This is a genomic window from Streptomyces sp. NPDC059009 (assembly GCF_042740175.1).
Taxonomy (GTDB): Bacteria; Actinomycetota; Actinomycetes; order Streptomycetales; family Streptomycetaceae; genus Streptomyces.
Genome location: NZ_JBHYJB010000024.1, coordinates 31,040 through 54,591 on the forward strand (window position 1 = coordinate 31,040; position 23,552 = coordinate 54,591).

The 23,552-nt window shown below is 71.5% G+C and carries 21 protein-coding genes; 8 read left to right on the forward strand and 13 right to left on the reverse strand.

The genetic code is table 11. The features are described 5' to 3' along the window. Window positions 1–172 precede the first annotated feature (172 nt). Together ACFWYM_RS23500 and ACFWYM_RS23505 are read left to right on the forward strand one after the other, a co-directional pair. Window positions 173–1,357 (forward strand): Ig-like domain-containing protein, encoded by a 1,185-nt coding sequence (locus ACFWYM_RS23500; protein ID WP_384840448.1) that lies wholly within the window; start codon window positions 173–175, stop codon window positions 1,355–1,357. A gap of 170 nt (window positions 1,358–1,527) precedes the next feature. Then, a complete protein-coding gene (locus ACFWYM_RS23505) occupies window positions 1,528–2,313 on the forward strand; it encodes a DUF6227 family protein (protein WP_384840451.1) in 786 nt (261 codons plus the stop codon). 30 nt (window positions 2,314–2,343) lie between these two features. Here ACFWYM_RS23505 and ACFWYM_RS23510 read toward each other — a convergent pair whose 3' ends face one another. The 4 genes from ACFWYM_RS23510 to ACFWYM_RS23525 form a co-directional block, all read right to left on the reverse strand. Then, window positions 2,344–2,598 carry a hypothetical protein gene (locus tag ACFWYM_RS23510; RefSeq protein WP_384840453.1) on the reverse strand — a complete coding sequence of 85 codons (255 nt, stop codon included), beginning with the start codon at window positions 2,596–2,598 and terminating at the stop codon, window positions 2,344–2,346. Window positions 2,599–2,723: 125 nt separating this feature from the next. Continuing rightward, the gene (locus ACFWYM_RS23515; protein WP_384840456.1) at window positions 2,724–4,793 is read right to left on the reverse strand and encodes a fructose-specific PTS transporter subunit EIIC; all 2,070 of its coding nucleotides are present in this window, start codon (window positions 4,791–4,793) and stop codon (window positions 2,724–2,726) included. 82 nt (window positions 4,794–4,875) lie between these two features. Next, a complete protein-coding gene (gene pfkB / locus ACFWYM_RS23520; protein ID WP_384840735.1) occupies window positions 4,876–5,823 on the reverse strand; it encodes a 1-phosphofructokinase in 948 nt (315 codons plus the stop codon). Window positions 5,824–5,953: 130 nt separating this feature from the next. Next, on the reverse strand, window positions 5,954–6,715 hold the full coding sequence (locus ACFWYM_RS23525) for a DeoR/GlpR family DNA-binding transcription regulator (protein ID WP_384840459.1): 762 nt from the start codon (window positions 6,713–6,715) through the stop codon (window positions 5,954–5,956). 234 nt (window positions 6,716–6,949) lie between these two features. On the opposite strand from ACFWYM_RS23525, the gene ACFWYM_RS23530 reads away from it, so the two are divergent. Beyond that, window positions 6,950–8,206 (forward strand): ABC transporter substrate-binding protein, encoded by a 1,257-nt coding sequence (locus ACFWYM_RS23530; protein ID WP_384840462.1) that lies wholly within the window; start codon window positions 6,950–6,952, stop codon window positions 8,204–8,206. 81 nt (window positions 8,207–8,287) lie between these two features. Here ACFWYM_RS23530 and ACFWYM_RS23535 read toward each other — a convergent pair whose 3' ends face one another. Then, the gene (locus ACFWYM_RS23535) at window positions 8,288–9,823 is read right to left on the reverse strand and encodes an MFS transporter (protein ID WP_384840464.1); all 1,536 of its coding nucleotides are present in this window, start codon (window positions 9,821–9,823) and stop codon (window positions 8,288–8,290) included. 61 nt (window positions 9,824–9,884) lie between these two features. On the opposite strand from ACFWYM_RS23535, the gene ACFWYM_RS23540 reads away from it, so the two are divergent. Next, entirely contained in the window at window positions 9,885–10,940 is a 1,056-nt protein-coding gene (locus tag ACFWYM_RS23540) for a helix-turn-helix transcriptional regulator (RefSeq protein WP_384840467.1), read from the forward strand. Window positions 10,941–10,994: 54 nt separating this feature from the next. Here ACFWYM_RS23540 and ACFWYM_RS23545 read toward each other — a convergent pair whose 3' ends face one another. Beyond that, window positions 10,995–11,996, reverse strand: a complete 1,002-nt coding sequence (locus ACFWYM_RS23545) for an RNA polymerase sigma factor RpoD/SigA (RefSeq protein WP_384840470.1) — start codon at window positions 11,994–11,996, stop codon at window positions 10,995–10,997. A 178-nt stretch (window positions 11,997–12,174) separates the two neighbouring features. On the opposite strand from ACFWYM_RS23545, the gene ACFWYM_RS23550 reads away from it, so the two are divergent. Further along, window positions 12,175–12,726, forward strand: coding sequence for a GNAT family N-acetyltransferase (locus ACFWYM_RS23550; protein ID WP_384840473.1), 552 nt, complete (start codon window positions 12,175–12,177; stop codon window positions 12,724–12,726). A gap of 48 nt (window positions 12,727–12,774) precedes the next feature. Then, entirely contained in the window at window positions 12,775–13,836 is a 1,062-nt protein-coding gene (locus ACFWYM_RS23555) for a questin oxidase family protein (protein WP_384840476.1), read from the forward strand. Window positions 13,837–13,880: 44 nt separating this feature from the next. Here ACFWYM_RS23555 and ACFWYM_RS23560 read toward each other — a convergent pair whose 3' ends face one another. After that, complete coding sequence (locus tag ACFWYM_RS23560) at window positions 13,881–14,651, reverse strand: dioxygenase (RefSeq protein ID WP_384840479.1); 771 nt, start codon at window positions 14,649–14,651, stop codon at window positions 13,881–13,883. A gap of 147 nt (window positions 14,652–14,798) precedes the next feature. Between ACFWYM_RS23560 and ACFWYM_RS23565 the strand changes: the two genes are divergently transcribed. After that, a complete protein-coding gene (locus ACFWYM_RS23565; RefSeq protein WP_384840482.1) occupies window positions 14,799–15,314 on the forward strand; it encodes a MarR family winged helix-turn-helix transcriptional regulator in 516 nt (171 codons plus the stop codon). 21 nt (window positions 15,315–15,335) lie between these two features. Here ACFWYM_RS23565 and ACFWYM_RS23570 read toward each other — a convergent pair whose 3' ends face one another. After that, entirely contained in the window at window positions 15,336–16,862 is a 1,527-nt protein-coding gene (locus ACFWYM_RS23570; protein ID WP_384840485.1) for an MFS transporter, read from the reverse strand. A 127-nt stretch (window positions 16,863–16,989) separates the two neighbouring features. Further along, window positions 16,990–17,706 carry a TetR/AcrR family transcriptional regulator gene (locus ACFWYM_RS23575; protein ID WP_384840488.1) on the reverse strand — a complete coding sequence of 239 codons (717 nt, stop codon included), beginning with the start codon at window positions 17,704–17,706 and terminating at the stop codon, window positions 16,990–16,992. A 255-nt stretch (window positions 17,707–17,961) separates the two neighbouring features. Here ACFWYM_RS23575 and ACFWYM_RS23580 point away from each other — a divergent pair, with 255 nt between their 5' ends. Next, the gene (locus ACFWYM_RS23580; RefSeq protein ID WP_384840491.1) at window positions 17,962–19,257 is read left to right on the forward strand and encodes a M6 family metalloprotease domain-containing protein; all 1,296 of its coding nucleotides are present in this window, start codon (window positions 17,962–17,964) and stop codon (window positions 19,255–19,257) included. Between the two features lie 32 nt (window positions 19,258–19,289). Here ACFWYM_RS23580 and rho read toward each other — a convergent pair whose 3' ends face one another. From rho to ACFWYM_RS23600, 4 genes are all read right to left on the reverse strand, one after another. Beyond that, window positions 19,290–20,516, reverse strand: coding sequence for a transcription termination factor Rho (gene rho, locus ACFWYM_RS23585; protein ID WP_384840494.1), 1,227 nt, complete (start codon window positions 20,514–20,516; stop codon window positions 19,290–19,292). A gap of 333 nt (window positions 20,517–20,849) precedes the next feature. Further along, window positions 20,850–21,434 (reverse strand): TerD family protein, encoded by a 585-nt coding sequence (locus tag ACFWYM_RS23590; protein ID WP_384840497.1) that lies wholly within the window; start codon window positions 21,432–21,434, stop codon window positions 20,850–20,852. A gap of 97 nt (window positions 21,435–21,531) precedes the next feature. After that, window positions 21,532–22,467: an AraC family transcriptional regulator gene (locus tag ACFWYM_RS23595; protein ID WP_384840500.1), complete on the reverse strand. Its 936-nt coding sequence runs from the start codon at window positions 22,465–22,467 to the stop codon at window positions 21,532–21,534. Window positions 22,468–22,539: 72 nt separating this feature from the next. Continuing rightward, window positions 22,540–23,466 carry an NADP-dependent oxidoreductase gene (locus tag ACFWYM_RS23600; RefSeq protein ID WP_384840503.1) on the reverse strand — a complete coding sequence of 309 codons (927 nt, stop codon included), beginning with the start codon at window positions 23,464–23,466 and terminating at the stop codon, window positions 22,540–22,542. Window positions 23,467–23,552 lie beyond the last annotated feature (86 nt).

Consider the following 23,552-nt stretch of genomic DNA (forward strand, 5'->3'; position numbering starts at 1 on the left):
GCAACACACGCCACGAAAGGGCTCAACTCCAGCCACTCAGGCTGGAGTTGAGCCCTTCTTGTGCTCTCGCTCACATCAAGCGGAGGGAACCTTTCCGACCCTGAGCCTCTCTTTACTCGTACTGGAACAGACCCCACGTTCGCCGCCTACCTCGCACAAATGGGAGCAATCCGTGTCCAAGCGCATCCTTCTGGCCACCGCCGCACTCGCCGTCGGCGCGCTGACCCTTACGGCCTGCGGCGGCGACGCGGACGCCAAGGACGACGGCGGCAAGAAGGGCTCGGCCGCCCAGGGCGCCGACATCAGCATCTCCTCGAAGGACGGCGCGACCGACGCCTCCATCAACGCCACCGGGGTCAAGGTCAAGGGCGGCAAGCTCACCGACGTGAAGATGACGCAGGTCAGCAGCGGCGCCGCCGTCGAGGGCACGCTGGCCTCCGACGGTTCCAGCTGGAAGCCCAAGGCCCAGCTGGAGCGCGGCACGAAGTACAAGGTCACGGCCAACGCGAAGGACGGCAGCGGCAACGAGGCGACGGAGAACGCGACGTTCACGACGGTCACGTCCGCCAACAGCTTCATCGGCACCTACACCCCGGACGACGGCAGCAAGGTCGGCGTCGGCATGCCGGTCTCCTTCACCTTCGACAAGCCGATCACCGACAAGAAGGCCGTGCAGTCGCACATCACGGTCAGCTCGGACAGCGGCCAGAAGGTCGTCGGCCACTGGTTCGGCACGCAGCGCCTCGACTTCCGGCCGCAGGAGTACTGGAAGGCCGGCTCCAAGGTGACGATGAAGATAGCCCTGGACGGCGTGAAGGGCGCGAACAACGCGACGGGCGTGCAGAACAAGACGGTGACGTTCACGATCGGCCGCGCCCAGGTCTCCACGGTCGACGTCAAGTCCCACCAGATGACCGTCGAGCGCGACGGCAAGGTCGTCAAGACCATCCCGATCTCCGCGGGCAGCCCGTCGAACCCCACGTACAACGGCCAGATGGTGATCTCCGAGAAGTTCACGCAGACGCGGATGAACGGCTCGACGGTCGGCTTCGGCGGCGAGTACGACATCAAGGACGTGCCGCACGCCATGCGCCTGTCGAACTCCGGCACCTTCATCCACGGCAACTACTGGGGCGCCCCGTTCGGCAGCGGCAACACCAGCCACGGCTGCGTCGGCCTCCAGGACGCGCGCGGCGCGGGCGACCCGGGCACGCCGGGCGCCTGGTTCTTCAGCAACTCGATGATCGGCGACATCGTGACGGTCAAGGGCTCCCCGGACAAGACGATCGCCCCGGACAACGGCCTCAACGGCTGGAACATGGACTGGAGCGCGTGGACGGCGGGCAGCGCGGTCTGACGCGCCCGCGCACCACACCGGGACACCGGGGCGCCAACACCACCGAGCCGCGCGGGAACTTGCCCGCGCGGCTCGCACGTTTTCCCGTTCCCGGGCATGATGTCCGACCGAGGGGCTACGTTATGCACCCACGGGGTGACATGCAGCAACGCACAACGCCGGGAGGTGCCTTGAGCGTTCCGTACGAGACGGCGTACGAGTACGAGCCACCCGAGTCGCACGAGCCCATCGCCCCTGATGAGCACCTCGCGCGGCTGCTCGCCCGCGCCATGAATTCCTTCGATCTGCCGGACGAGACGGTGCACCGCCTGGAGTTCGCCCTGGCGTACGACAGTTCGCTGCACTCCGCGCACCACAGCGCGGGCCTGCACCGCGAGACGTACCGGCACACCTGGCTGCTCAGCGACGGCAGCGCGCTCACCCTCTGGGAGCTCGCGCACAACACCGCCCCCGGCAGCCGCCCCCAGCACGAGGTGTACGCGGACGAGGAGGAGGCCGGCGTCGCCACGGCCCGGCTGCCGCTGCCCCCGGACGCACCGGTCTGCGAGTTGCCCGTGGCGCTCCAGCTCCCGGCCCGCACCCTGCCCCGGCACACGTACGTTCCGGACGACTCGGCGGATCACGGGCGCCGGCTGCTGCGCCGCGCGGAGAACCCGCCGGGCGCGGACCGCCCCGGCGAGGAGACGGCGCGGCTGCTGCGCTCGGCGTTCGCGCACCAGATCACGCAGGCGTTCGGCCGCCCCTGTGTGGCGGGCGAGGCGCGGCTCGGCTTCTCGCTGTACGAGCACGCGTTCCTGCTCTTCGACGGCTCGGAGCTCAGCCTCTGGGAGGTCGAGCACACGGCGACGCCGGACGGACGGCACATGTGCGAGGTGTATGTGAGCGAGGCCGCGGCCCGCGCCGCGATGGAGTGCCGGGCGTCGTCGGCCGCTGCGAACGGCCTGTATCAGCCATAGCGGCGGACAGCCTCTACCAGCCGCAGCTACCTACGAACGGCCCTCGCTGAACTGCCGGACCAGACCGGCGAAGGCGACGCGCTCGGTGGGCGTCAGCTCCACCGTCTCGATGTGCGGCGGGCCCGACTGCGCCGGGAGGCCCTCCAGGGCCTGGGTCTGGCGCCAGACCTCCACGTCGAAGCGGTCCTTGCGCAGCACCCGCACCAGGCCGACGGCCCAGACGACGGTCGCCACGGCGAGAACGGCCACGCCTATCTGCTGAACGATCGAGACACCCTGGAACATGCGGCCCAGTAGACAACACGGTCCGGGACTTCGGACAGGGGGGTTATGGGACTTAGGTCCTGAAGTGACGCAAGTCGCATAACCCCCCGCAACTCAACCGCTGCCGCGGAAGGCCCCGGACCGCCTCAGGCGGCCACCGCGACCTTCGAGTCCCCGGCCGTCTCCGCCGCCGACTCCGTCGCCGCCGACTCCGACTCCGACTCCGACTCCGACTCCGACTCCGAAGGCACCGTCTTCCGCGCCCCCTTGAGGAGCACCACCACGGCCGTGGAGACCGCGACCCCGGCGGCGATCGCGACCAGGTAGAGCCACGGCTGGCCGATCAGCGGGACCACGAAGATGCCGCCGTGCGGAGCCCGCAGCGTGCAGCCGAAGGCCATCGACAGGGCGCCGGTGACCGCGCCGCCCGCCATCGACGCGGGGATGACCCGCAGCGGGTCGGCCGCGGCGAACGGGATCGCGCCCTCGGTGATGAAGGAGGCGCCGAGGAACCAGGCCGCCTTGCCGTTCTCCCGCTCCGTCTTGGTGAAGAGCCGGCCGCGGACGGTCGTGGCGAGCGCCATCGCGAGCGGCGGCACCATGCCCGCCGCCATCACGGCGGCCATCACCTTCAGGGACCCCTCGGTGGGGTGGGTGAGCCCGCCGACCGCGAAGGCGTAGGCCACCTTGTTGAGCGGGCCGCCGAGGTCGAAGCACATCATCAGGCCGAGGATCACGCCCAGGATGATGGCGTTGGCACCGGACAGGCCCTCCAGCCAGTCGGTGAGCGCGCTCTGCAGCGAGGCGATGGGCTTGCCCACGACGAGGAACATCAGGAAGCCGACGACCGCCGAGGAGATCAGCGGGATCACCACCACCGGCATGATGCCGCGCAGCACGGCCGGGATCCGCACCTTCTGGATGCCCATGACGACCGCGCCCGCGAGCAGACCGGCGGCGAGTCCGCCGAGGAAGCCCGCGTTGATGGTGATGGCGACGGAGCCGCCGACGAAGCCGGGCACGAGCCCGGGCCGGTCCGCCATTCCGTACGCGATGTAACCGGCGAGGACCGGCACCAGGAAGGCGAAGGCCAGCCCGCCGATCTGGAAGAGCAGCGCGGCCCAGCTGGTGTGGTCGGTCCAGATGAAGTGCTCGGCGACCGACGGAGCCTTGTCGATCTTCCAGCCGCCGATGGCGAAGCCGAGCGCGATGAGGAGGCCGCCCGCGGCCACGAACGGGACCATGTAACTGACGCCGGACATCAGCCACTTGCGGAGCTTGGTGCCGTAGCCGTCGCCCTCGTCCCCGCTGCCCTCCACCGGCGTGGGGCCGGTGGGGGCCGTGGTCTCGCCCCGGGCCGCCTTCTCCCGCACCTCGGCGATGAGTTCGGCGGGGCGGTTGATGCCCGCCTTGACGCCGACGTCGACGGTGGGCTTTCCGGCGAAGCGGGGCTTGTCCCTGACCGGGACGTCATGGGCGAAGATCACGGCGTCCGCGGAGGCTATGACCGCCGGGTCGAGGCGGGTGAATCCGGCGGAGCCCTGCGTCTCGACGACGAGCTCGACGTCACCTGCGTCTCGCGCCGCGGCCTCCAGCGACTCGGCCGCCATGTAGGTGTGAGCGATGCCCGTCGGGCAGGACGTGACGGCGACGATCCGGAAAGGTTGCCCGAGGCTCGGTTCCGGGTCGTCGCTCCCTGCGTCGTGGGCTGTGCCCACCCGTTCCGCCCCGGCGGAACGACTGCCCACGGCGGTAGCGGTCGGCTCGTCCTCGTCGCCGCGTATCAGAGCCGCTGCCGCCTCCGCCGACTCGGCACCCCGCAGCGCCCCCGTGAACTCCGCGTCCGTCAACTGCCGCGCCAGCGACGAAAGAATCGTCAGGTGCGCGTCGTCCGCCCCCGCCGGGGCCGCGATCAGGAAGATCAGGTCCGCGGGGCCGTCCGGGGCGCCGAAGTCGATGCCTCGGGCCGAGCGGCCGAAGGCGAGGGTCGGCTCGGTGACATGGGCGCTGCGGCAGTGCGGGATGCCGATGCCGCCGTCCAGGCCGGTCGGCATCTGGGCCTCGCGCGCGGCCACGTCCGCGAGGAACCCGTCCAGGTCGGTCACCCGGCCGAGGGCCACCATCCGCTCGGCGAGCGCGCGGGCGGCCGCTTCCTTGGTGTCGGCGGACCGGTCGAGTTCGAGGTCGACCAGATCCGCGGTGATCATGTCGGTCATCGCGGGCTCCTTCGCACGCGTATCGCCTGAGCGGCGGGGACAACTACGGGGACGGGGAATGCGGCAGCAGGAATACGGGGGTTCATGACGCGGGCTCCGTCAGTACGCGGTCCAGCGGGACCTCCGCCGTCACGGCGACCGCCTCCGGCGCGAGGTCGGACGGCTTCGGCATCACGCTGCCGGGCAGCTGGACGGCGGCCGCGCCGTGCGCCACCGCCGAGGCGAGGGCGTAGGGACCGGCGCCGCCCGCGATGAGGAATCCGGCGAGGGACGAGTCACCGGCACCCACGTTGCTGCGGACCGTGTCGACGCGGGCGCTCGCGAAGTAGCTGCCCGAGTCATCGACGAGGAGCTGGCCGTCGGCGCCGAGGCTGGCGAGGACCGCTCGCGCGCCCGACTCCCGCAGTTCCTCGGCCGCCTTGACCGCGTCGCCGACCGTGGTGAGGGGGCGCCCCACGGCCTCGGCGAGCTCTTCGGCGTTGGGCTTGACGACGTCGGGGCGCTCGGTGAGCGCGGCGAGCAGGGCGGGGCCCGAGGTGTCGAGGGCGATCCGGGCGCCGGCCGCGTGGGCGCGGGCCACCAGCTCGGCGTACCAGGAGGGTTCCAGGCCGCGCGGCAGGCTGCCGCAGCAGGCGATCCAGTCGGCGCCCGCCGACCGCTCGCCGACGGCGGAGAGCAGCGACTCCCGCTCCTCGGCGGAGAGTTCGGGGCCCGCCGCGTTGATCTTCGTCAGGGTGCCGTCCGGTTCCGCCACCGCGATGTTCGAGCGGGTCTGCCCGGCGACCGGGACCGGGGCGACCTCGATGCCCTCCTGCGCCAGCAGCTCGGCGACGAGCGCGCCGGGCGCCCCGCCGAGGGGCAGCACGGCGAGGGTGCGGACGCCCGCGGCGGCGACGGCCCGGGAGACGTTGACGCCCTTGCCGCCCGGGTCCATGCGGTCGGCGGTGGCCCGGACGACCTCGCCGCGGTCCAGGGACGGGACCTCGTAGGTGCGGTCGAGCGAGGGGTTGGGGGTGACGGTGAGGATCATGGGGGTGGGGGCCAGTTCCTTGGTCGTACGGGGGTCCGGGCCCGGCTCCGGCTCCGGCTCCGGGGACGGGGACGGGGACAGGGACGGGGACAGGTCGGTCGCGGCGGCGTTCACGGGCGGACTGTTTCCGTCATGCGCGGACGACTTCCGTGCCCGCGCGCTCGATGGCGGCGGCGTCGTCGTCGGACAGCCCGCCGTCGGTGATCAGCAGGTCCACGTCGGCCAGGTCGCCGAAGCGGGCGAAGTGCTCCTGGCCGTGCTTGGCGGAGTCCGCGAGCAGCACCACGCGGCGGGCGGCGGCGACGGCGGCGCGCTTCACGGCGGCCTCCGCCAGGTCGGGGGTGGTGAGCCCGGCGGCCGGGGAGAAGCCGTTGGCCGCGAGGAAGACGACGTCGGCGCGGATCTCCCCGTACGCCCGCAGCGCCCAGGCGTCGACGGCCGCGCGCGTGCGGTGGCGGACCCGGCCGCCGATGAGGTGCAGCTGGATGCCGGGGTGGTCGGCGAGCCGGGCGGCGGTGGGCAGGCCGTGGGTGACGACGGTGAGCTCCGACTCCAGCGGGATCGCCGCCGCGAGCCGCGCCACGGTGGAGCCCGCGTCGAGGATCACGCTGCCCTCGGCGGGGAGTTCGGCGAGGGCGGCGCGCGCGATGCGGTCCTTCTCGTCGGCGGCGGTGGACTCCCGCTCGGCGAGGTCCGGCTCGAAGTCGAGGCGCCCGGCCGGTATGGCGCCACCGTGCACGCGCCGCACGAGCCCGGCCCGGTCGAGGGCCTTCAGGTCGCGCCGGATGGTCTCGGCGGTGACCTGGAACTCCTCGGCCAGGGACAGCACATCGACCCGGCCGCCGTCGCGCGCGAGCCGCAGGATCTCCTGCTGTCGCTCCGGTGCGTACATGTCCGTCTGCCTCCGCCTGCTGCCCGAATCTGTGGTTTCACCGCGAGGCTACGGCTGGATATGGGGAAAGTAAACAGGTTCGGGCGCGATGCGGACACAAACGGACTTTGGACCTGAGGACGGAGGACCGAGGTCCGCCCCGGCCAGGGGGCGCGCCATGCCCCTGTGGCACAATCTGCCACCTAGTCAGACCTGGTCATGTGTGTCCTGTGCGTCATGTGAGGTGTCTCAGCGGTGCGTCGGCGGCGGTTCCTTCTCTCCACGGCCGGGCTCACCGGCACCACCGCGCTCGGCGCGGCGGGCTGCGCCACGGACGGCCAGGTGACGCTCAAGGTCCTCGTCGCGAGCTACGACAAGAGCGTGGGCTCCTCGATCAGCGACCAGTGGGACGGGCTCGTCGACTCCTTCGAGAAGAAGAACTCCGGCATCAAGGTCGACCTGGAGCGCGTCCCCTTCGAGAAGCTCGACCGCACCCTGGCCCGCCGGGTCGCGGACGGCGACGCCCCCGACGTCGCGCACGCGAACGTCTTCGCCCCCTACGCCGAGGACGACAAGCTCTACGGCGCGGACGACCTCTTCGACATCCGCACCCAGGCCGACTTCACTCCCTCGTACGCGGAGGCGGGCAGCGTCGACTACGTCCAGTACGGCATCCCGTTCCTCGCCAGCACCCCGCGGCTCTTCTACAACAAGGAGCTCTTCAAGCGGGCCGGTCTCACCGGAGCCCCCACCTCCTGGGTCGAACTCCGCGCCGCCGCTCGGGCGTTGAAGGGCATCGGCGTGAAGACCCCGTACGGGCTCCAGCTCGGCCCCGAGGCCGCCGAGGACGAGGCGCTGTCCTGGATGCTCTCGGCCGGGGGCGGCTACGCGGGCCTGTCCGGCTATGACTTCGCGAGCCCGAAGAACGTCCAGACGCTGACCTGGCTGCGGGACGAGCTGGTCACGGCCGGGCTCGCCGGGGAGGAGCCGGGCGGGCTCAGCAGGACGGCGGCGTACGCGCAGTTCCTGCGGGGCGACATCGGCATGATGATCGCGCACCCCGTCCTGATGGGCGCCGCCGACAAGGCCCGGTTCCCCTACGCCCACGCCGCGTTCCCCAAGCGGGAGGGCGGGGCCGCGGCGCCGCTCGGCCTGTGCGACTGGATGATGGCGTTCAAGCAGCGCGGCCACCGCGACGCCTGCGGCGCCTTCCTCAGCCACATCTACAGCGCCGACTCGGCGACCACGTACGGCGGCGGCCAGTCCACCCTCCCGGTGACCAGCTCCGGCTCGGACGCGCTGCGCGCCGACTCCGCCCACCGCGCGCTGTGGAAGTTCGTGGACCAGATGCCGCGGGCCGAGTTCCAGCCGGTGAACCTGCGGTCGTGGCCGACGGTCCGGGCCGCGATTCGCAAGGAGATCGGCTCCGCGGTCGTACGGGGCGGCGACCCGGCCACCGTCCTGAAGTCCCTGGACACGGCGGCGACCCGGGCGGACCTGCGAGCCCCCTGAGCCCCCCCCGAAGACGCCGCGACCCCGGCAGTGCCGTGGGGGCCTGCCGGGGTCGCGGTCATCACCTGTCCTGCGGGGGCGTCACGGGGTCAACGCGGGCTCCCGGTCGGCGAGTTCACCGCTCTCGCCGGGGGTGTCGTCACCGGCCGCTTCCTCCTCCACGTGCTGGCGCGGCTTCTTCGGCAGCGCGAACATCAGCAGGAAGATGACGCCGAGGACGGCCGCCGCGTAACCGAGCGAGTTCTGGAAGGCGTCCGTGAACTCCGGGCCGATCTGCTGCGGCGTGATGCGGTCGTCGATCGTGCCGAAGAAGACCGCCGAGACCAGGCCGAGGCCGAGCGCGTTGCCCATCTGCATCGTGGTGTTGAGGAGTCCGGACGCCGAGCCCGAGTGCTCACGCGGCACCTCCGAGAGGATGGCGTCGGTCAGCGGCGCCACGATCAGGCCCATGCCGAGGCCCATCACCACGAGCGGCAGCGCCATCTGCCAGGAGGCGATGTCCTGGCCGTAGTGCCCGGCCTCCCAGATGTAGATGCCGATGCCCGCGGCCATGATGAGCGCGCCCGCCTGGAGCACCTTGCGCCCGAAGCGCGGCACGAACTTCTGCACGGAGATGCCCGCGGCGACCGACACCGCGATGGAGAACGGCACCCCGGTCAGCCCGGCCCGCAGCGCGCTCCAGCCGAGCCCGGTCTGCATATAGAGCGTCCACACCAGGAAGAAGATGCCGCACACGATGCCGAAGGTGAGCTGCACCGCGATGCCCGCCGCGAAGCTCTTCACCTTGAACAGGGACAGCTCCACCAGCGGCGAACCGTCCTTGCGCGTCTTGTACTTCTCGTACGCCACCAGGGCCGCGAAGACGAGCAGCGAGCCGCCCATCGACAGATAGCCCCACAGCGGCCAGCCCAACTCCCGCCCACGGGTGAGCGGGTAGAACACCATCAGCAGGCCGACCACGACGAGGACGACGCCGACGAGGTCGAGCTTCAGGGCCTTGGGCGCCTTGGACTCGCTGATGAACTTCCGGCCGAGCAGCAGCCCCGCGATGCCGACGGGCAGGTTGATCAGGAAGATCGGCCGCCACTCCAGACCGGCGATGTTCCACTCGGTGAGCAGCGCACCGAGCAGCGGGCCCATGACCGCGCCCATGCCGACGACCGCGCCGAAGAGCCCGAAGACCTTGCCGCGCTCGTGCGCCGGGAAGGTGGCGTGCACGATCGACAGGACCTGCGGCACCATCATCGCGGCCATGCCGCCCTGCAGGATGCGCGAGGCGACCAGCATCTCCGGGTTCGCCGCGAAGCCGCAGAGGGCGGAGGCCAGGGTGAAGCCGGTGATGCCGACGAGGAAGAGGCGCTTGCGGCCGTGGATGTCGCCGAGCCGCCCGCCGGTGATGAGCCCGGCCGCGAACGCGAGGGCGTAACCGGCGGTTATCCACTGGATCTGGCTGAACGAGGCGCCGGTGTCGCGCGTGATCGACGGGATCGCGATGTTCACGATCGTCACGTCGACCAGATCCATGAAGGCCGCGGTCATCACGATCGCGAGGGCGAACCAGCGGCGCCGGTCCGCGGGCGCGCCGATGGCCGCGCCACTGCTGGGCTGAGAAGTCATGCCGTAAGGCTAGAGTCCATATAGGTCAGATCGCGTCCTAGTTTTACGGGAGTCTGGGGGCATGACGAAGAGCGGCACGTGCGACGAGAAAAGCAAGTCGAATACGGCGGACCGGTCCCGCTCCGCGAACACGGACAGCTCCCGCTCCGGGAACACGGACACCCCCGCGCGCCTCCTCCAGCTCCTCTCCCTGCTCCAGACCCCGCGCGAGTGGCCCGGCGGCGAGCTCGCCGAGCGCCTGGACGTCTCGCGCCGCACGGTCCGGCGCGACATCGACCGGCTCCGTGAGCTCGGCTATCCGGTCCAGGCCACCCAGGGCGCGGCCGGCGGGTACCGCCTGGTGGCGGGCAAGGCGATGCCGCCGCTGGTCCTCGACGACGAGGAGGCGGTGGCGATCGCGGTGGGCCTGCGCGCCGGGGCCGGGCACGCGGTCGAGGGGGTGGAGGAGGCGTCGGTGCGGGCCCTGGCCAAGCTGGAGCACGTGCTGCCGTCGCGGCTGCGCCACCGGGTGTCCGCGCTTCAGATGGCGACGACCCAGCTGACCAGCGGCGACGGGCCGAGCATCGCGCCCGAGACGCTCACCGTGATGGCCTCGGCGGTGGCCGCGCAGGAGCGGTTGCGGTTCACGTACCGGGCCAAGGACGGCATCGAGTCACGGCGCCAGACGGAGCCCTACCGCCTCGTCTCGACGGGCCGCCGCTGGTATCTGGTCGCCTACGACCTGGACCGCGAGGACTGGCGGACGTTCCGCGTCGACCGGGTCTTCGAGCCCTTCCCGACGGGGGCGCGCTTCACGGCGCGGGAGCTCCCCACCGGGGACGCGGCGGAGTTCCTGCGCCAGTCCATGTGGCGCGGCCAGCAGGCGCAGACGCACGACTTCGACGTGAGCTTCGACGCGTCGGCCGACTTCATCGCGGCACGCCTGCCCGCCTCGCTCGGCACGGTGACCCCGCAGGGCGCCACGCGCTGCCGCGTCCGCGGCACGGTCGCGGGCTCGCTGGACTGGCTGGCGGTGCGGCTGGCCCTGACGGACGCGGACTTCACGCCGCACGCCCCGGCGGAACTGGTCGATGTCGTACGGGAGTTGGGGTACCGCCTCACTCGGGCGGCGAGGTAGAGGGCAGCAGAAAGCCCACCCGGTGTCGCCGGGTGGGCTTCAGCTCAGGTCCCGTTACGCCGCCGCGTCGAACCCGGTGTCCCGGGCCAGCCGCTTCAGCTCAAGGAGTGCGTGCTTCTCGATCTGGCGGATCCGCTCGCGCGTGAGACCGTGCTCCTTGCCGACCTCGGTCAGGGTCCGCTCGCGGCCGTCGTCGATGCCGTAGCGCATCTTGATGATGGACGCCGTGCGCTGGTCGAGGCGGCCGATCAGGTCGTCCAGCTCCTCGCTGCGCAGCAGGGAGAGGACGGACTGCTCGGGCGAGACGGCCGAGGTGTCCTCGAGGAGGTCGCCGAACTGGGTGTCGCCCTCGTCGTCCACTCCCATGTTGAGCGAGACCGGGTCGCGGGCCCAGTCCAGGACGTCCGTGACGCGCTCCGGGGTGGAGGAGAGCTCCGCGGCGATCTCGGCGGGCTCGGGGTCGCGGCCGTGCTCGCGGTTGAACTCGCGCTGCACGCGGCGGATCCGGCCGAGCTCCTCCACGAGGTGGACGGGGAGGCGGATGGTGCGGGACTGGTCGGCTATGGAGCGGGTGATGGCCTGGCGGATCCACCACGTCGCATACGTGGAGAACTTGAAGCCCTTCGCGTAGTCGAACTTCTCGACGGCGCGCACCAGGCCCGCGTTCCCCTCCTGGATGAGGTCGAGCAGGGGCAGGCCGCTGCGGGGGTAGCGGCGGGCGACCGCGACCACGAGCCGGAGGTTCGACCGGATGAAGACGTCCTTGGCGCGCTCACCGTCGGCGACCAGCGCTTCGAGCTCCTCGCGGTCCGCGGTGACCTTGCTGTCCTCGACCTCGCCGCCGAGGATCTTCTGGGCGTACACGCCCGCCTCGATGATCTGGGACAGCTCGACTTCCTTGGCGGCGTCGAGCAGCGGTGTGCGCGCGATCTCGTCGAGATACATGCCGACCAGGTCGCGGTCGGCGATCTCGCCGCCTACGGCGCGAACACTGCGTGCACCGTCGGTCTCGCCGGACGCGGCGGACTTACGACGGGCGACGGCACGGGTTGCCATGCGTGCTCCCTTGCAATGGTGGGCTACTGGTCGGCTCTGACCTGCTGTGGTGGACCGCACACCCTCCCGGGTGCCCTGCATCCGATGGAAACAACGACTGGAATCCGGACAGAATTCCCAAGCCGCACATCTATTTTCGTGATCATGCAGTACCCTGTGCCGCCACAGAGGAGGCCCGATGCCGGTGGAAGCGACAGAGGTGCAGGTCAGGCCGGGCGCCGAGGGGGATCTGGAGGCCCTCACGGACATCTACAACCACTACGTCCGTGAGACCGCCGTCACCTTCGACACGGCCGCGTTCCTGCCGGAAGAGCGCCGCCCTTGGCTGCTCTCCCACCCCAAAGACGGCCCGCACCGCCTCTTGGTTGCCCAAGAACGCAAATGCGACATTCTCGGCTCCGCTCCCGGCGCCGTCCTGGGCTACGCCACCTCAAGCCCTTTCCGCCCCAAGCCCGCCTACTCCACCTCGGTCGAGGTCAGCGTCTACTGCGCGCCCGAGGCGGCCGGACGCGGCATCGGCACGCTTCTTTACAAGGCGCTCTTCGAGGCCCTCGCGACGGAGGACCTGCACCGCGCGTACGCCGGGATCGCCCAGCCCAACGAGCCCTCCGTCCGCCTCCACGAACGCTTCGGGTTCCGCCACGTCGGCACGTACGAGGAGGTGGGCCGCAAGTTCGGGCGGTACTGGGACGTCGCCTGGTACGAGAGGCGGCTCGGTCCTGGGGACTAGGGCCTGCGGCCGTTACGGCGGGCGCGGGGGCGCGCCTACCTTGCGCCTATGAACGTCATCGCGGACGACACCAGCGGCACTCCCGACACCAGCGGCACCCTCGACGAAGCCCTCCAGCGCCTGCACGCCTCCGGCCCCGAGCGGAACGGCTGGCTGAGCAACCACGGGCCGATGGCCGTCGAGTCCCTCGTACGGCACGGCCAGGCGCCCGCCGTGCACCGGTGGCTCGACTACTACCGGGCCAAGCTCGAGGACATGCCGGAGCCCGACACCGCCATCACGGAGGACAACTGGCGCGAGGCCCTGGGCGATCCGCGGCGCATCGCGGACTGGACCCGCTACTTCGAGCGGGCCGTGGCCGAGCGGCCCTGGCGCGACGTGCTCGCCGCATGGTGGGAGCCGCTGCTGCCCGGCATCGCGGCGGGCTCCACGCATCCGGCGATCCGGGTGGGCCACGCGGTGCGCACCCTGCTCGGCGGCGACGAGACGGAGCCGCGGCTCGCGGAGCTCGCGCACGGGCTCGGCTACTGGGCGGCCCGCCATCAGCCGCTGCCACGGCTCCGCACCCTCGCGGCCGCGCAGAGCGCCGCCGCCGCGCTGGACGCGGTGCCGCGCGTGGCCCGTCAGGAGGGCGGCATCCGGGAGCGGCTCGCCCAGCTCACCGCGTTCCCCGCGTGGGTGGACCCGGCCGCCACGAACCCGGCCGCCACGAACCCGGACCTCGCCCGCGACCGGCTCCGCGAACTGGTCACCGCCGCCGTCCACCGCTACGCCACCCACGGCCACGGCGAGCCGGTCATGCTGGTGCACGCCGCGACCGCGCCCAACGCCGTCCTGCGCACCCTGCCCGCGCTCCCCCGCGAGCTGTGGCCCGCATCCCTCCAAGCGGCCTGGTCGGCGAGCGCGGCGGTCACGGCCGCCTACTCCCCGGCCGCCCCACAGGCGTACGGGCCCGCGGGCACGCTCACCGCCGACGAGATCTTCGCGCGGGCCGCCGCGCACGGCGACGACCACACCATCAAGTTCGCGGACACGGCCCTCGACGTGGGCGACGAGGTCGCGCTCGCGGCGGCCCTGCGCGGGATCGAGCTCAACGACCCGGTGCTGTAGGCCGGTTGACCGGCTGGCACTCGGCCGAAGTCTCAGCCGGACTCTCAGCCGAACTGCACCGACCTCTTCGCGAGCCCCATCCAGAACCCGTCGATCACCGACCGCTGCGCCCCCAGCTCCCCCACCGCGTCCGCCGCGCCCAGCGTCACGAACAGCGGGGCGAAGTGCTCGGTGCGCGGGTGGGCGAGCCGGCCCGCCGGGGACGTGGTCTCGAAGTCGAGCAGCGCGTCCACGTCGCCCGCCGCCAGCGCCTCGCGCCCCCACGCGTCGAACTCGGCCGACCACGCCGGCGTACCGGACTGGCGGAGCGCGGCGAGGTTGTGGGTGAAGAAGCCGCTGCCGACGATCAGCACGCCCTCGTCGCGCAGCGGCGCCAGCCTGCGGCCGATCTCCATCAGGCGCTCGGGTTCGAGGGTCGGCAGGGAGATCTGGAGGACGGGGATGTCGGCCTCGGGGTACATCTCGACGAGCGGGACGTACGCGCCGTGGTCGAGCCCCCGGTCGGGCACGTCCTGGACGGGCGTGCCCGCGGAGCGCAGCAACTTCCGTACGGATGCGGCGAGTTGCGGGGCGCCGGGAGCGGCGTACGTCACCTGGTAGTAGTGCTCGGGGAAGCCCCAGAAGTCGTACACGAGCGGCAGCGTCTCGGTGGCGCCGAGCGCGAGCGGGGCCTCTTCCCAGTGGGCGGAGACCATCAGGACCGCGGTCGGGCGCGGCAGATCCGCGGACCAGGCGGCCAGCTCGGCGGGCCAGACCGGGTCGTCGGCGAGCGGCGGGGCGCCGTGGCTGAGGTACAGGGCGGGCATGCGGGACATCGCGCACCTCCGGGAGCGGACTCCATTGAATCCACTGGAAGTTGATCCACTGGAAGCTGACGCTTGAAAGTTCAAGCTATTGGGGCGACCCTGAGCCTACGCCTGGTTTGTTTAAGGTTCAAGGAGGGGTTGCGTACAGTGGAGTACATGGATACGGCACCGACTGCGCCCGGGGGCGGGGAACCGCGCTGGCTCGACGACGATGAGCAGCGCGTTTGGCGGATCTACCTCCAGGCGACCACGCTCCTCGAAGATCATCTGGACCGGCAGCTGCAGCGCGACGCGGGCATGCCGCACATCTACTACGGCCTATTGGTCCAGCTGTCCGACGCCCCCCGGCGGCGGCTGCGGATGACCGAGCTGGCCAAGACCATGAAGATCACCCGCTCCCGGCTCTCGCACGCGATCGCACGCCTGGAGAAGAGCGGCTGGGTGCGGCGCGAGGACTGCCCCTCCGACAAGCGCGGCCAGCTCGCGATCCTCACCGACGAGGGCCACGCGGTGCTCCGCCGGACGGCGCCCGGCCACGTCACCGCCGTACGGCAGGCGCTCTTCGACCGGCTCACCCCGGAACAGCAGAAGTCCCTCGGCGAGATCATGACGATCGTCGCCGAGGGACTTCAGCCCAAGGAGGCCGGGGCGGACCTGCCTTGGCTCCGCTAGGGGCTCACCTGCTCCCGGGGGTCAGTGCGCGACCACCGGGATCCTGACCTCGTCCTCGACGCCCTCCGAGTCCCCGCCGGACGCGGCGGGGGTGCCGCCCTGGGCGCCGGTGGTGATGAACGTGGCGGCGATCAGGGCCGAGACGACCAGGATGCCGACCGCCCACCAGATGGCGTGGCTGTAGCCGCTCACCATGGCCTGCGCCTGGAGGAGCTTCGGGTCGGTGGCGCCGGCCGCGTGGTCCGTGAGGTACGCGGTGGTGGCCGAGGCGGCGATGGTGTTCAGGAGGGCCGTGCCGATGGCGCCGCCGACCTGCTGCGAGGTGTTGACCATCGCGGAGGCGACACCGGCGTCACGCGGCTCGACGCCGTGCGTGGCGAGCGACATGGCGGGCATGAACGCCGTACCCATGCCGAGGCCGAGCAGCACCATCGCGGGCAGCACCAGCGCGGCGTACGAGGAGCCGACCTCCATCTGCGTGAAGAGGAGCATGCCGAGCGCCGCGACCAGGAAGCCCGGGGCCATCAGGAGCCGCGGCGGGACGCGGGTCATCAGCCGCGTGCCGATCTGGGTGGAGCCCACGATCATGCCCGCGATCATCGGCAGGAAGGCGAAGCCGGTCTTGATCGGCGAGAAGCCCTGGACGACCTGCAGGTAGTAGGTGAGGAACAGGAACGTGCCGAACATCGCGATGACCGCGAGGCCGAGCGACAGGTAGACACCGCCGCGGTTGCGGTCGGTCAGGACGCGCAGCGGAAGCAGCGGCGAGCGGACCTTGGCCTCGGTGAGGACGAAGGCGAGCAGCAGCAGCGCGGAGGCGACGAACATGCCGACCGTCACGGCGTCCGACCAGCCGTCGGACTCGGCGCGGGTGAAGCCGTAGACCAGGGCGACCAGGCCGAGGCTGGACAGGATCACGCCGGGGATGTCGAGCGGCGAGCGGTTGCGGCCCTCGGCCGGCTCACGGATCACGAAGTACGCGCCCAGGGCGGCGACGATCGCGAACGGGACGTTGACGAAGAAGGTCCAGCGCCAGTCCAGGTACTCGGTCAGGGTGCCGCCGAGGATGAAGCCCACGGCGCCGCCGCCACCGGCGATCGCACCGTAGATGCCGAACGCCTTGGCGCGCTCCTTGGCGTCGGTGAACATCACCGCGAGCAGCGACAGGGCGGCGGGCGCGAGCAGCGCGCCGAACACGCCCTGCAGCGCGCGGGCGCCGAGCATCATGGCCTCGTTCTGCGCGGCACCGCCGAGCACGGAGGCTCCGGCGAAGCCGATCAGGCCGACGACGAAGGCGCGCTTGCGGCCCCACAGGTCGGCGATGCGGCCGCCGAACAGGAGCAGTCCGCCGAAGGCCAGGGCGTAGGCCGTGATGACCCACTGCCGGTTGCCGTCGGATATGCCCAGGTCGACCTGGGCGGAGGGCAGCGCGATGTTCACGATCGTCGCGTCGAGCACGACCATGAGCTGCGCGAGCGCGATGAAGACGAGCGCCTTCCAGCGCATGGGGTCCGCCGCCACGGGCGGTCGGAGGGCTGTTTCAGACATGGAGGTAGCCACCTAGGGATACGGAGTGGTGAAAAACAGACGTAAGAGACGTAAGTGAGAGACGTACGAAGGAGCCGTACGAAGGAGCCGTACGAAGGCGCCGTACGAGAGGAACCGGCAGCGCGCGTCAGTCCTTTCGGAGATCCTCCAAAGTCGCTGCCTCCCCCGGAAGTTCGGAGCGGGCCGGCGTCATCAGGCCGTCGAGGAACAGCTGCAGATGGCGGTGGATGAAGCCGTCCATGTTGGCGCAGGGCGTGCCGGGCAGCGGGCGGGTCAGCTGGGAGAGGGCGACCATCAGGTCTCCGACGGCGATGTCGGTGCGCAGCTGCCCGGCCGCGCGCGCCCGCTCCATGAGCTCCTCGACCCGGTCCTGGATGCGGTCCCGGGCCTCGAAGAGATCGGGGTGGTCATGGTCGAAGTGGGCCGAGAGCATCGGGCACAGGGCGCCGATCCGCTCGTCGGCCGCGTCGTGCACGAAGCCGCGCAGGGCCTCGAAGGTCCCCGCCTCGTCCGCCGCGGACTCGGCGAGGGCCTGCTCGGCGCGGGCCACGATGCGGTCGCTGACGTGCAGCACGACCTCGCGCTGGAGGTCGCCGCGGTCGGGGAAGTGCCGGTAGAGCGTGGCGTTGCCGACGCCCGCACGGCGCGCGATCTCGTCGAGCGGCACGTCGGCGCCGAACTCCACGAACATCTCGCGCGCGGCGCCGATGATCCGCTCCCGGTTGCGCAGGGCGTCGGCCCGGGGGCGGGGTACGCGGCGCTGCGTGGCGGTCGCAGTCACGGCACTCTCCCTTACTTCCTCGGTCGTTCTGTCGGGTAGACCGGGCGGCCCACGGAAAGTCATCGGTCCGCCCCGCCCCGGTTGTCGCCCGCATGCGGGGAGTGAATCCCCGTTTCGTGCGGACACAGGTCTAAACGGGGAGGGAGTCCCCGGATATTTCCCGGAGCCGGAAAAGGATTCTGTGACCCGTGTCACACCCCCTCCGCCGAGAAAGCCCCGATCGGTCGCACTCAGCGAGCGCCCGCGCACCCTCCGGCACAGGGTGATCGGACAGGGTGCAGCCAGACCGGCGGCTGCCGCGGACCGGAAGGCCCATGGATGCAGCAGCAGCCGACGCAGCCGCCGACCAGACGTCGCATACGTGGAGCCCGCAGAGGCATCGCCCTCGCCTCGCTCACCGCCGTCGCCCTCGCGGTCACCACGTCGGCCAGCACCGGCCGCCTCATGGAGGAGCCGACCACGGCGGGCCCGGTGGCCCTGGCCCGGGCCACCGCCCTCGGCCCGTGCATGATCAACGGCGCGATGGGCGTGCAGATGTCGGAGGGCGTGCCCACCGCCCCCGGCTACTCCCGCTCCACGGGCACCGTCCGCGCCCTCAACCTGATGGTCGACTTCTCCGACGCCCCCGGACAGGGCAGCGCCCTCGACCGGCTCGCGGAGTTCTTCCCGCAGACCTCGGAGTGGTTCCGCACCAGTTCGTACGGGCGGCTCGACTACCGCCCCGAGTCCCCCGTCCCGCACTGGCTGCGGATGCCCAAGCCCTTCGCCGCGTACGGGATAGAGCGCGGCGCCCCCTTCGACCCCGGCTACCGGGAGCTCGTCCAGGACATCGTGGCGGCGGCCGACCCGGACGTGGACTTCCGCAGTTACGACCTCGTGAACATCCTGATCACCCCGAACGCGGGCCCGTCCGCGCTCGACACGGTCCTGTCCGTGACCTTCGCGGGCAACCACGAGGCACCGGTCGCCGACGGCGTGCCCGTCTCCAACGCCTCGTTCGTCTACAGCCGCCAGGACGACGGCTCCGGCTCCTACACCGAGACCGGCTACCGGGTGCTCCCGCACGAGAACGGCCATGTCTTCGGGCTGCCCGACCTCTACACGCAGGAGGGCGGCGGCGCGGTCGGGCACTGGGACATCATGAGCGAGGACTGGGGCGCCAACAACGACCTCCTCGGCTGGCACAAGTGGAAGCTCGGCTGGCTCGACGACACCCAGGTGGGCTGCGCGTCGACACCCGGCACCACCGAGCACCTGCTGAGCCCGCTCGCGACGCCGGGCGGCACCAAGATGGCCTTCGTCCCGCTGACGGGGACGACCGGCATCGCCGTCGAGGTCCGCACCCGCGCCGGGAACGACGCGGCGGTGTGCCGCCCCGGGGTGCTCGTCTACAAGGTGGACGCGGACGTCGACACCGGCCACGGCCCGGTGACCGTGCAGGACTCCACGAAGGACAGCGGCGGCTGCACCCGCCGCCCCAACGTCCACGGCGAACTCTCGGACGCCCCCTACGGCCCCGGCGAGACGTATGTGGACCGCGCGTCCGGGGTGCGCGTGACGGTGGCGGGCGTGGACGAGAACGGCAACTACCGGGTGAACATCACGCGTTCGTGAGCCTCCCGGGGCGCCGGACCCGCTCAGGGCCCTCAACTCGCCTTGCCCTCCTGGGCGCCCGCACCGGGCACGGTCTGCTGGACCTGGCGCAGGAAGGCCGCATTGGACGGGGTGTGCCGCAGGCGGTCGAGGACGGCCTCCAGGGCGCCCTGCCCGTCCCGCCCGTGCAGCGCCCGCCGCAGCCCGTGCAGGGCGGTCAACTCCTGTGCCGGTACGAGGAGTTCGTCCTTGCGCGTACCGGACCTGGTGATGTCGATGGCCGGGAACACCCGCCGGTCGGCCATGCCCCGGTCGAGGCGGAGCTCCATGTTGCCGGTGCTCTTGAGCTCCTCGAAGTAGTAGTCGTCGGCGCGCGAACCGGTCTCCACGAGGACGGTCGCGAGCATCGTGAGGGAGCCGCCCTCCTCGGCGCTGCGGGCGGCGCCGAAGAGCTTCTTCGGCCCCTGGATGGCGGCCGCGTCGACACCGCCGCTGAGGGTGCGGCCGCTGCCGGCGGCGGCGTTGTTGTAGGCGCGGCACAGCCGGGTCAGCGAGTCGAAGAGCATGACGACGTCACGGCCCTCCTCCACCAGGCGCTTGGCGCGCTCGACGGCGAGTTCGGCGAGGGCGATGTGCTGGTTGGCGGGCCGGTCGAAGGTGGAGGCGAGCACCTCGCCCTTCACGGACCGCCGCATGTCGGTGACCTCTTCGGGCCGCTCGTCGAGCAGCACCACCATGAGGTGGCACTCGGGGTGGTTGGCCGCCACGGCGGCGGCCAGCTGCTGGAGCAGGACGGTCTTGCCGGTGCGGGGCGGGGCGACGATGAGCCCGCGCTGGCCCTTGCCGATGGGCGCGACGAGGTCGACGAGCCGGGTCGGGACGAGGTCGCCGGCCGTCTCCAGCCGCAGCCGGCTGCTGGGGTAGAGGGGGGTGAGGCCGGCGAACTTGGTGCGGCCGCGCAGGGATTCGGGCGTACGGCCGTTGACCCGCCAGACGCGGGTCACGGCACCGTTCTTGCCCGCCTTGGCATCCTTGGCGCCCTTGGCGTCCTTGGCATCCCTGCCCTCCTTCCCTTCTTTGGCCTCGCCTTCGACGAAGTCACCTGTGCGCAGCCCGAGTTGGCGGACGAGCGGGGCGGGGACGCGGACGTCGGCGGGGCCGGGCAGGCACCCTTCGACGCGCAGGAAGCCGTGGCCGTCGCGGCCGAGGTCGAGGACCCCGGAGACGGGCCGGGCGGCGAGCTGGTTCTGTGTCTGAAGTTCAGGGAGTGTGCTGGTCATGGTGGGGTCCTTTCGAGGACTTCGCGGATGTCGCTGCTGGTGCGGACATGCGAGGGAGAAGGCGCTGCGGGTTTGGAACCAAGGGCTCACAGAGGCCCGGAACCGCAGTGACCTGGAGAAACCCGGATGCCGTACGGAGATCTACTGAGATCCACGGCATCGCCGGGAGAAGAGAAGAGATTCAGCACGGGCGCCACAGAGGGGCGTTTCACACGTGCTTTCGGCAAGGTAACACACGCGGATGCCGAGCGTCTTCCCCTCACAGCAGGAGCGGGAGGCGGCACCGCCGCCTCCCGCTCCTGACCACCCCTCCCACCAGAGGGGCACTACTCACTACTTGCTGACGGCGAACCGCATCAGGGCCTGCTCGTCGCCCTGCTTGATCTTGCCGGTCTGGTTGATGACCTCGAGCTTCCAGCTCCCGCCGACGCGTATGGCCTTGGCGACCGCGCAGCCGTTGTCGTTGCTGAGCAGGCTCGGCCAGATGTCGGCGACCTGCTGGCTGCTGCCGCCCGAGGCGTCGTACACCTTGAAGCTGATGTTGCGCGCGGCCTGGAACGAGCTCTGCTTCTTGTACGCGGCGGCGATGAACACGATGGACGTGATCTGCGAGGGGACCCGGGCGAACTCGACGGTGACCGTCTCGTCGTCACCGTCGCCGTGGCCGGTCTGGTTGTCCCCGCTGTGCACCAACGAGCCGTTGCCCATCGGGTCCAGGGAGTCGAGGCCCGCGAGCCGCACCGGGTCCGCGCCCTGCATCGCGACGGCGATCAGGTCGAGGTCGGTGCCCTTCTTCCGCTTGAGCTTTCCGAGCACCCCGCCGCTGCTTCCCGCGGTGGGGTCCCAGGAGACACCGATGGACAGGTGCGTCACGCCGTCCAGGTCGGCGGGGCCGTCTTCCTTGGTGAGCGTAATCATGCGTGATCCCCAAAAGTCATGGCATTGATGGTGACATTGATGCAATTGCTGCACTTGAAGTGTGCCTGGCCCGATGACTTACGGGGTGAACGGGGGTCTACGCCGCCCTCGTCCCGCGCCGGTACCCGCCCGGCGCCACCCCGAACTCCCGCTTGAACGCCTTGGCGAAGGCGAACTCCGAGCCGTAGCCGGTGCGGGCGGCCACCGCCGTCAGCGGGGCGTCCGTCTCCCGCAGCAGCCGGGCCGCCGTCGTCATCCGCCAGCGGGTCAGGTACGCCATCGGCGGCTCCCCCACCAGCGTGCTGAAGCGGCGGGCGAAGGCCGCGCGGGACAGACCGGACCGCCCCGCGAGCGACTCGACCGTCCACGTGGCCGACGGGTCGGCGTGGATGGCCGACAGGGCCGGTGCCACCGCCGCGTCGCTCAGCGCGGCGGCCCAGCCCCGGGCCACGGCCGCGGGCTGGTCGTCCAGCCAGGCCCGCAGGATGTACAGGAGCAGCGAGTCGATCAGGGTGGGCACGATGCCGACCGAGCCGATGCGCGGGTTCTCCAGCTCCGTGGACAGGAGTTGGACGGCCGCGCTCAGCTCCGGGTGCCTGCCGTGCCGCGTCGGCAGATGGATCAGCTCGGGCAGCTGGCGCACCAGGGGGTGCGGACGCCCTTGGTCCAGGTGGTAGTTGCCGCACAGCAGGCTCGTCTCGGGCCCGTCGCCGCCGAGCGTCACCGACCCGATCGGCGAGCCCTCCTCGAACCGTTCGGCCTCCGGCACCTGGGGCGGGGTGGAGGGCTGGTCGGCGAGGATGTGGCCGCGCCCGTCCCGCAGGAACACCACGTCGCCGGGGTTCAGCGGGACCGGCTCCAGGTGCGGGGCGTCGCCCAGCGGCACCAGCCAGCACGTCCCGTGCAGCACCACATGGAATCCGGCCCCCGCGACGGGCGGCAGCCGCAGCCCCCACGGCGCACGGCCGTTGGTCCGCACGGAGGCCGGCTGCCCCGTACGCATCGAGGCCAACGCCTCGGTGAGGATGTCCATCCCGCCCTCGCTCCCCGCCCGTTCAGGCTCTTCGGCCTGTCCCGTCCCGGCACCGCGCCGGTCCCGCCCCACTCACTCCACCGTCAGCACAATCTTGCCCTGGACGTGTCCCGCCGCGACCAGCTCGTGCGCCTTGCCCGCCTCCGCCAGCGGGAACGTCTCCTCCACGTAGGGGCGGATCCGCCCCGCGTCGACCAGCTCGGCGATCGCTTCGAGCGCCGCGTAGTCCGGCTCGACCGAGATCCCCGCGAAGCGCCGCCCCGCCGCCTCCACGCGCTCGATCAGCGCCGCGTCCCCGTGCTCCAGGACGCTGATGAGGGTGCCGCCCGGCCGCAGCACCCCGAGGGAGCGGTCCCCCTGGGCCGTGGAGTCGAGGACGATGTCGGCGTCCGTGACGACGTCGGTGAAGTCGGTGGTCCGGTAGTCGACGACCTCGTCGGCACCGAGCCCGCGCACGAAGTCGCGCCGCCCCTCGCTCGCGACGGCGATCACATGGGCGCCGCGCGCCTTCGCGATCTGCACCGCGAAGTGGCCGACCCCGCCGGCCGCCCGCTGGATCAGCACCCGGTCGCCCGCCTGGACGTCCGCCGCCTGCACGAGGCCCTGCCAGGCGGTGAGCGCCGCGAGCGGAATGGCGGCGGCGTGCACATGGTCGACCGAGGCGGGCTTGCGGGCGAGCTGGCGGGAGGGGGCGGCGACGTACTCGGCGTACCCGGTGGCGGCACGCGGGAAGAACGGCATCCCGTACACCTCGTCCCCGACCTTGAACCGAGCACCGGGCCCCGCCTCCTCGACGACACCCGAGATGTCCCAGCCGACCCCGAAGGGCGGCTCCCCGAGCAGCGGGAAGGCCCCGGCCCGGACGGCCACGTCGACGGGATTCACGGCGCTGGCCCGGACCCGCACAAGCACCTCACCGGACAGCGGCTTCGGCCGCTCGGCCTCGACGACCTCGAGGACCTCGGGACCGCCGAAGGACTTCTGAACGACTGCACGCACGGCAACTCTCCCTCACATACGGCGGGTTGCCACTGAATCCAGTGGGCCGCCTCTGGCTGATGTGCCCAACCGTAGAGAGCCCGAAC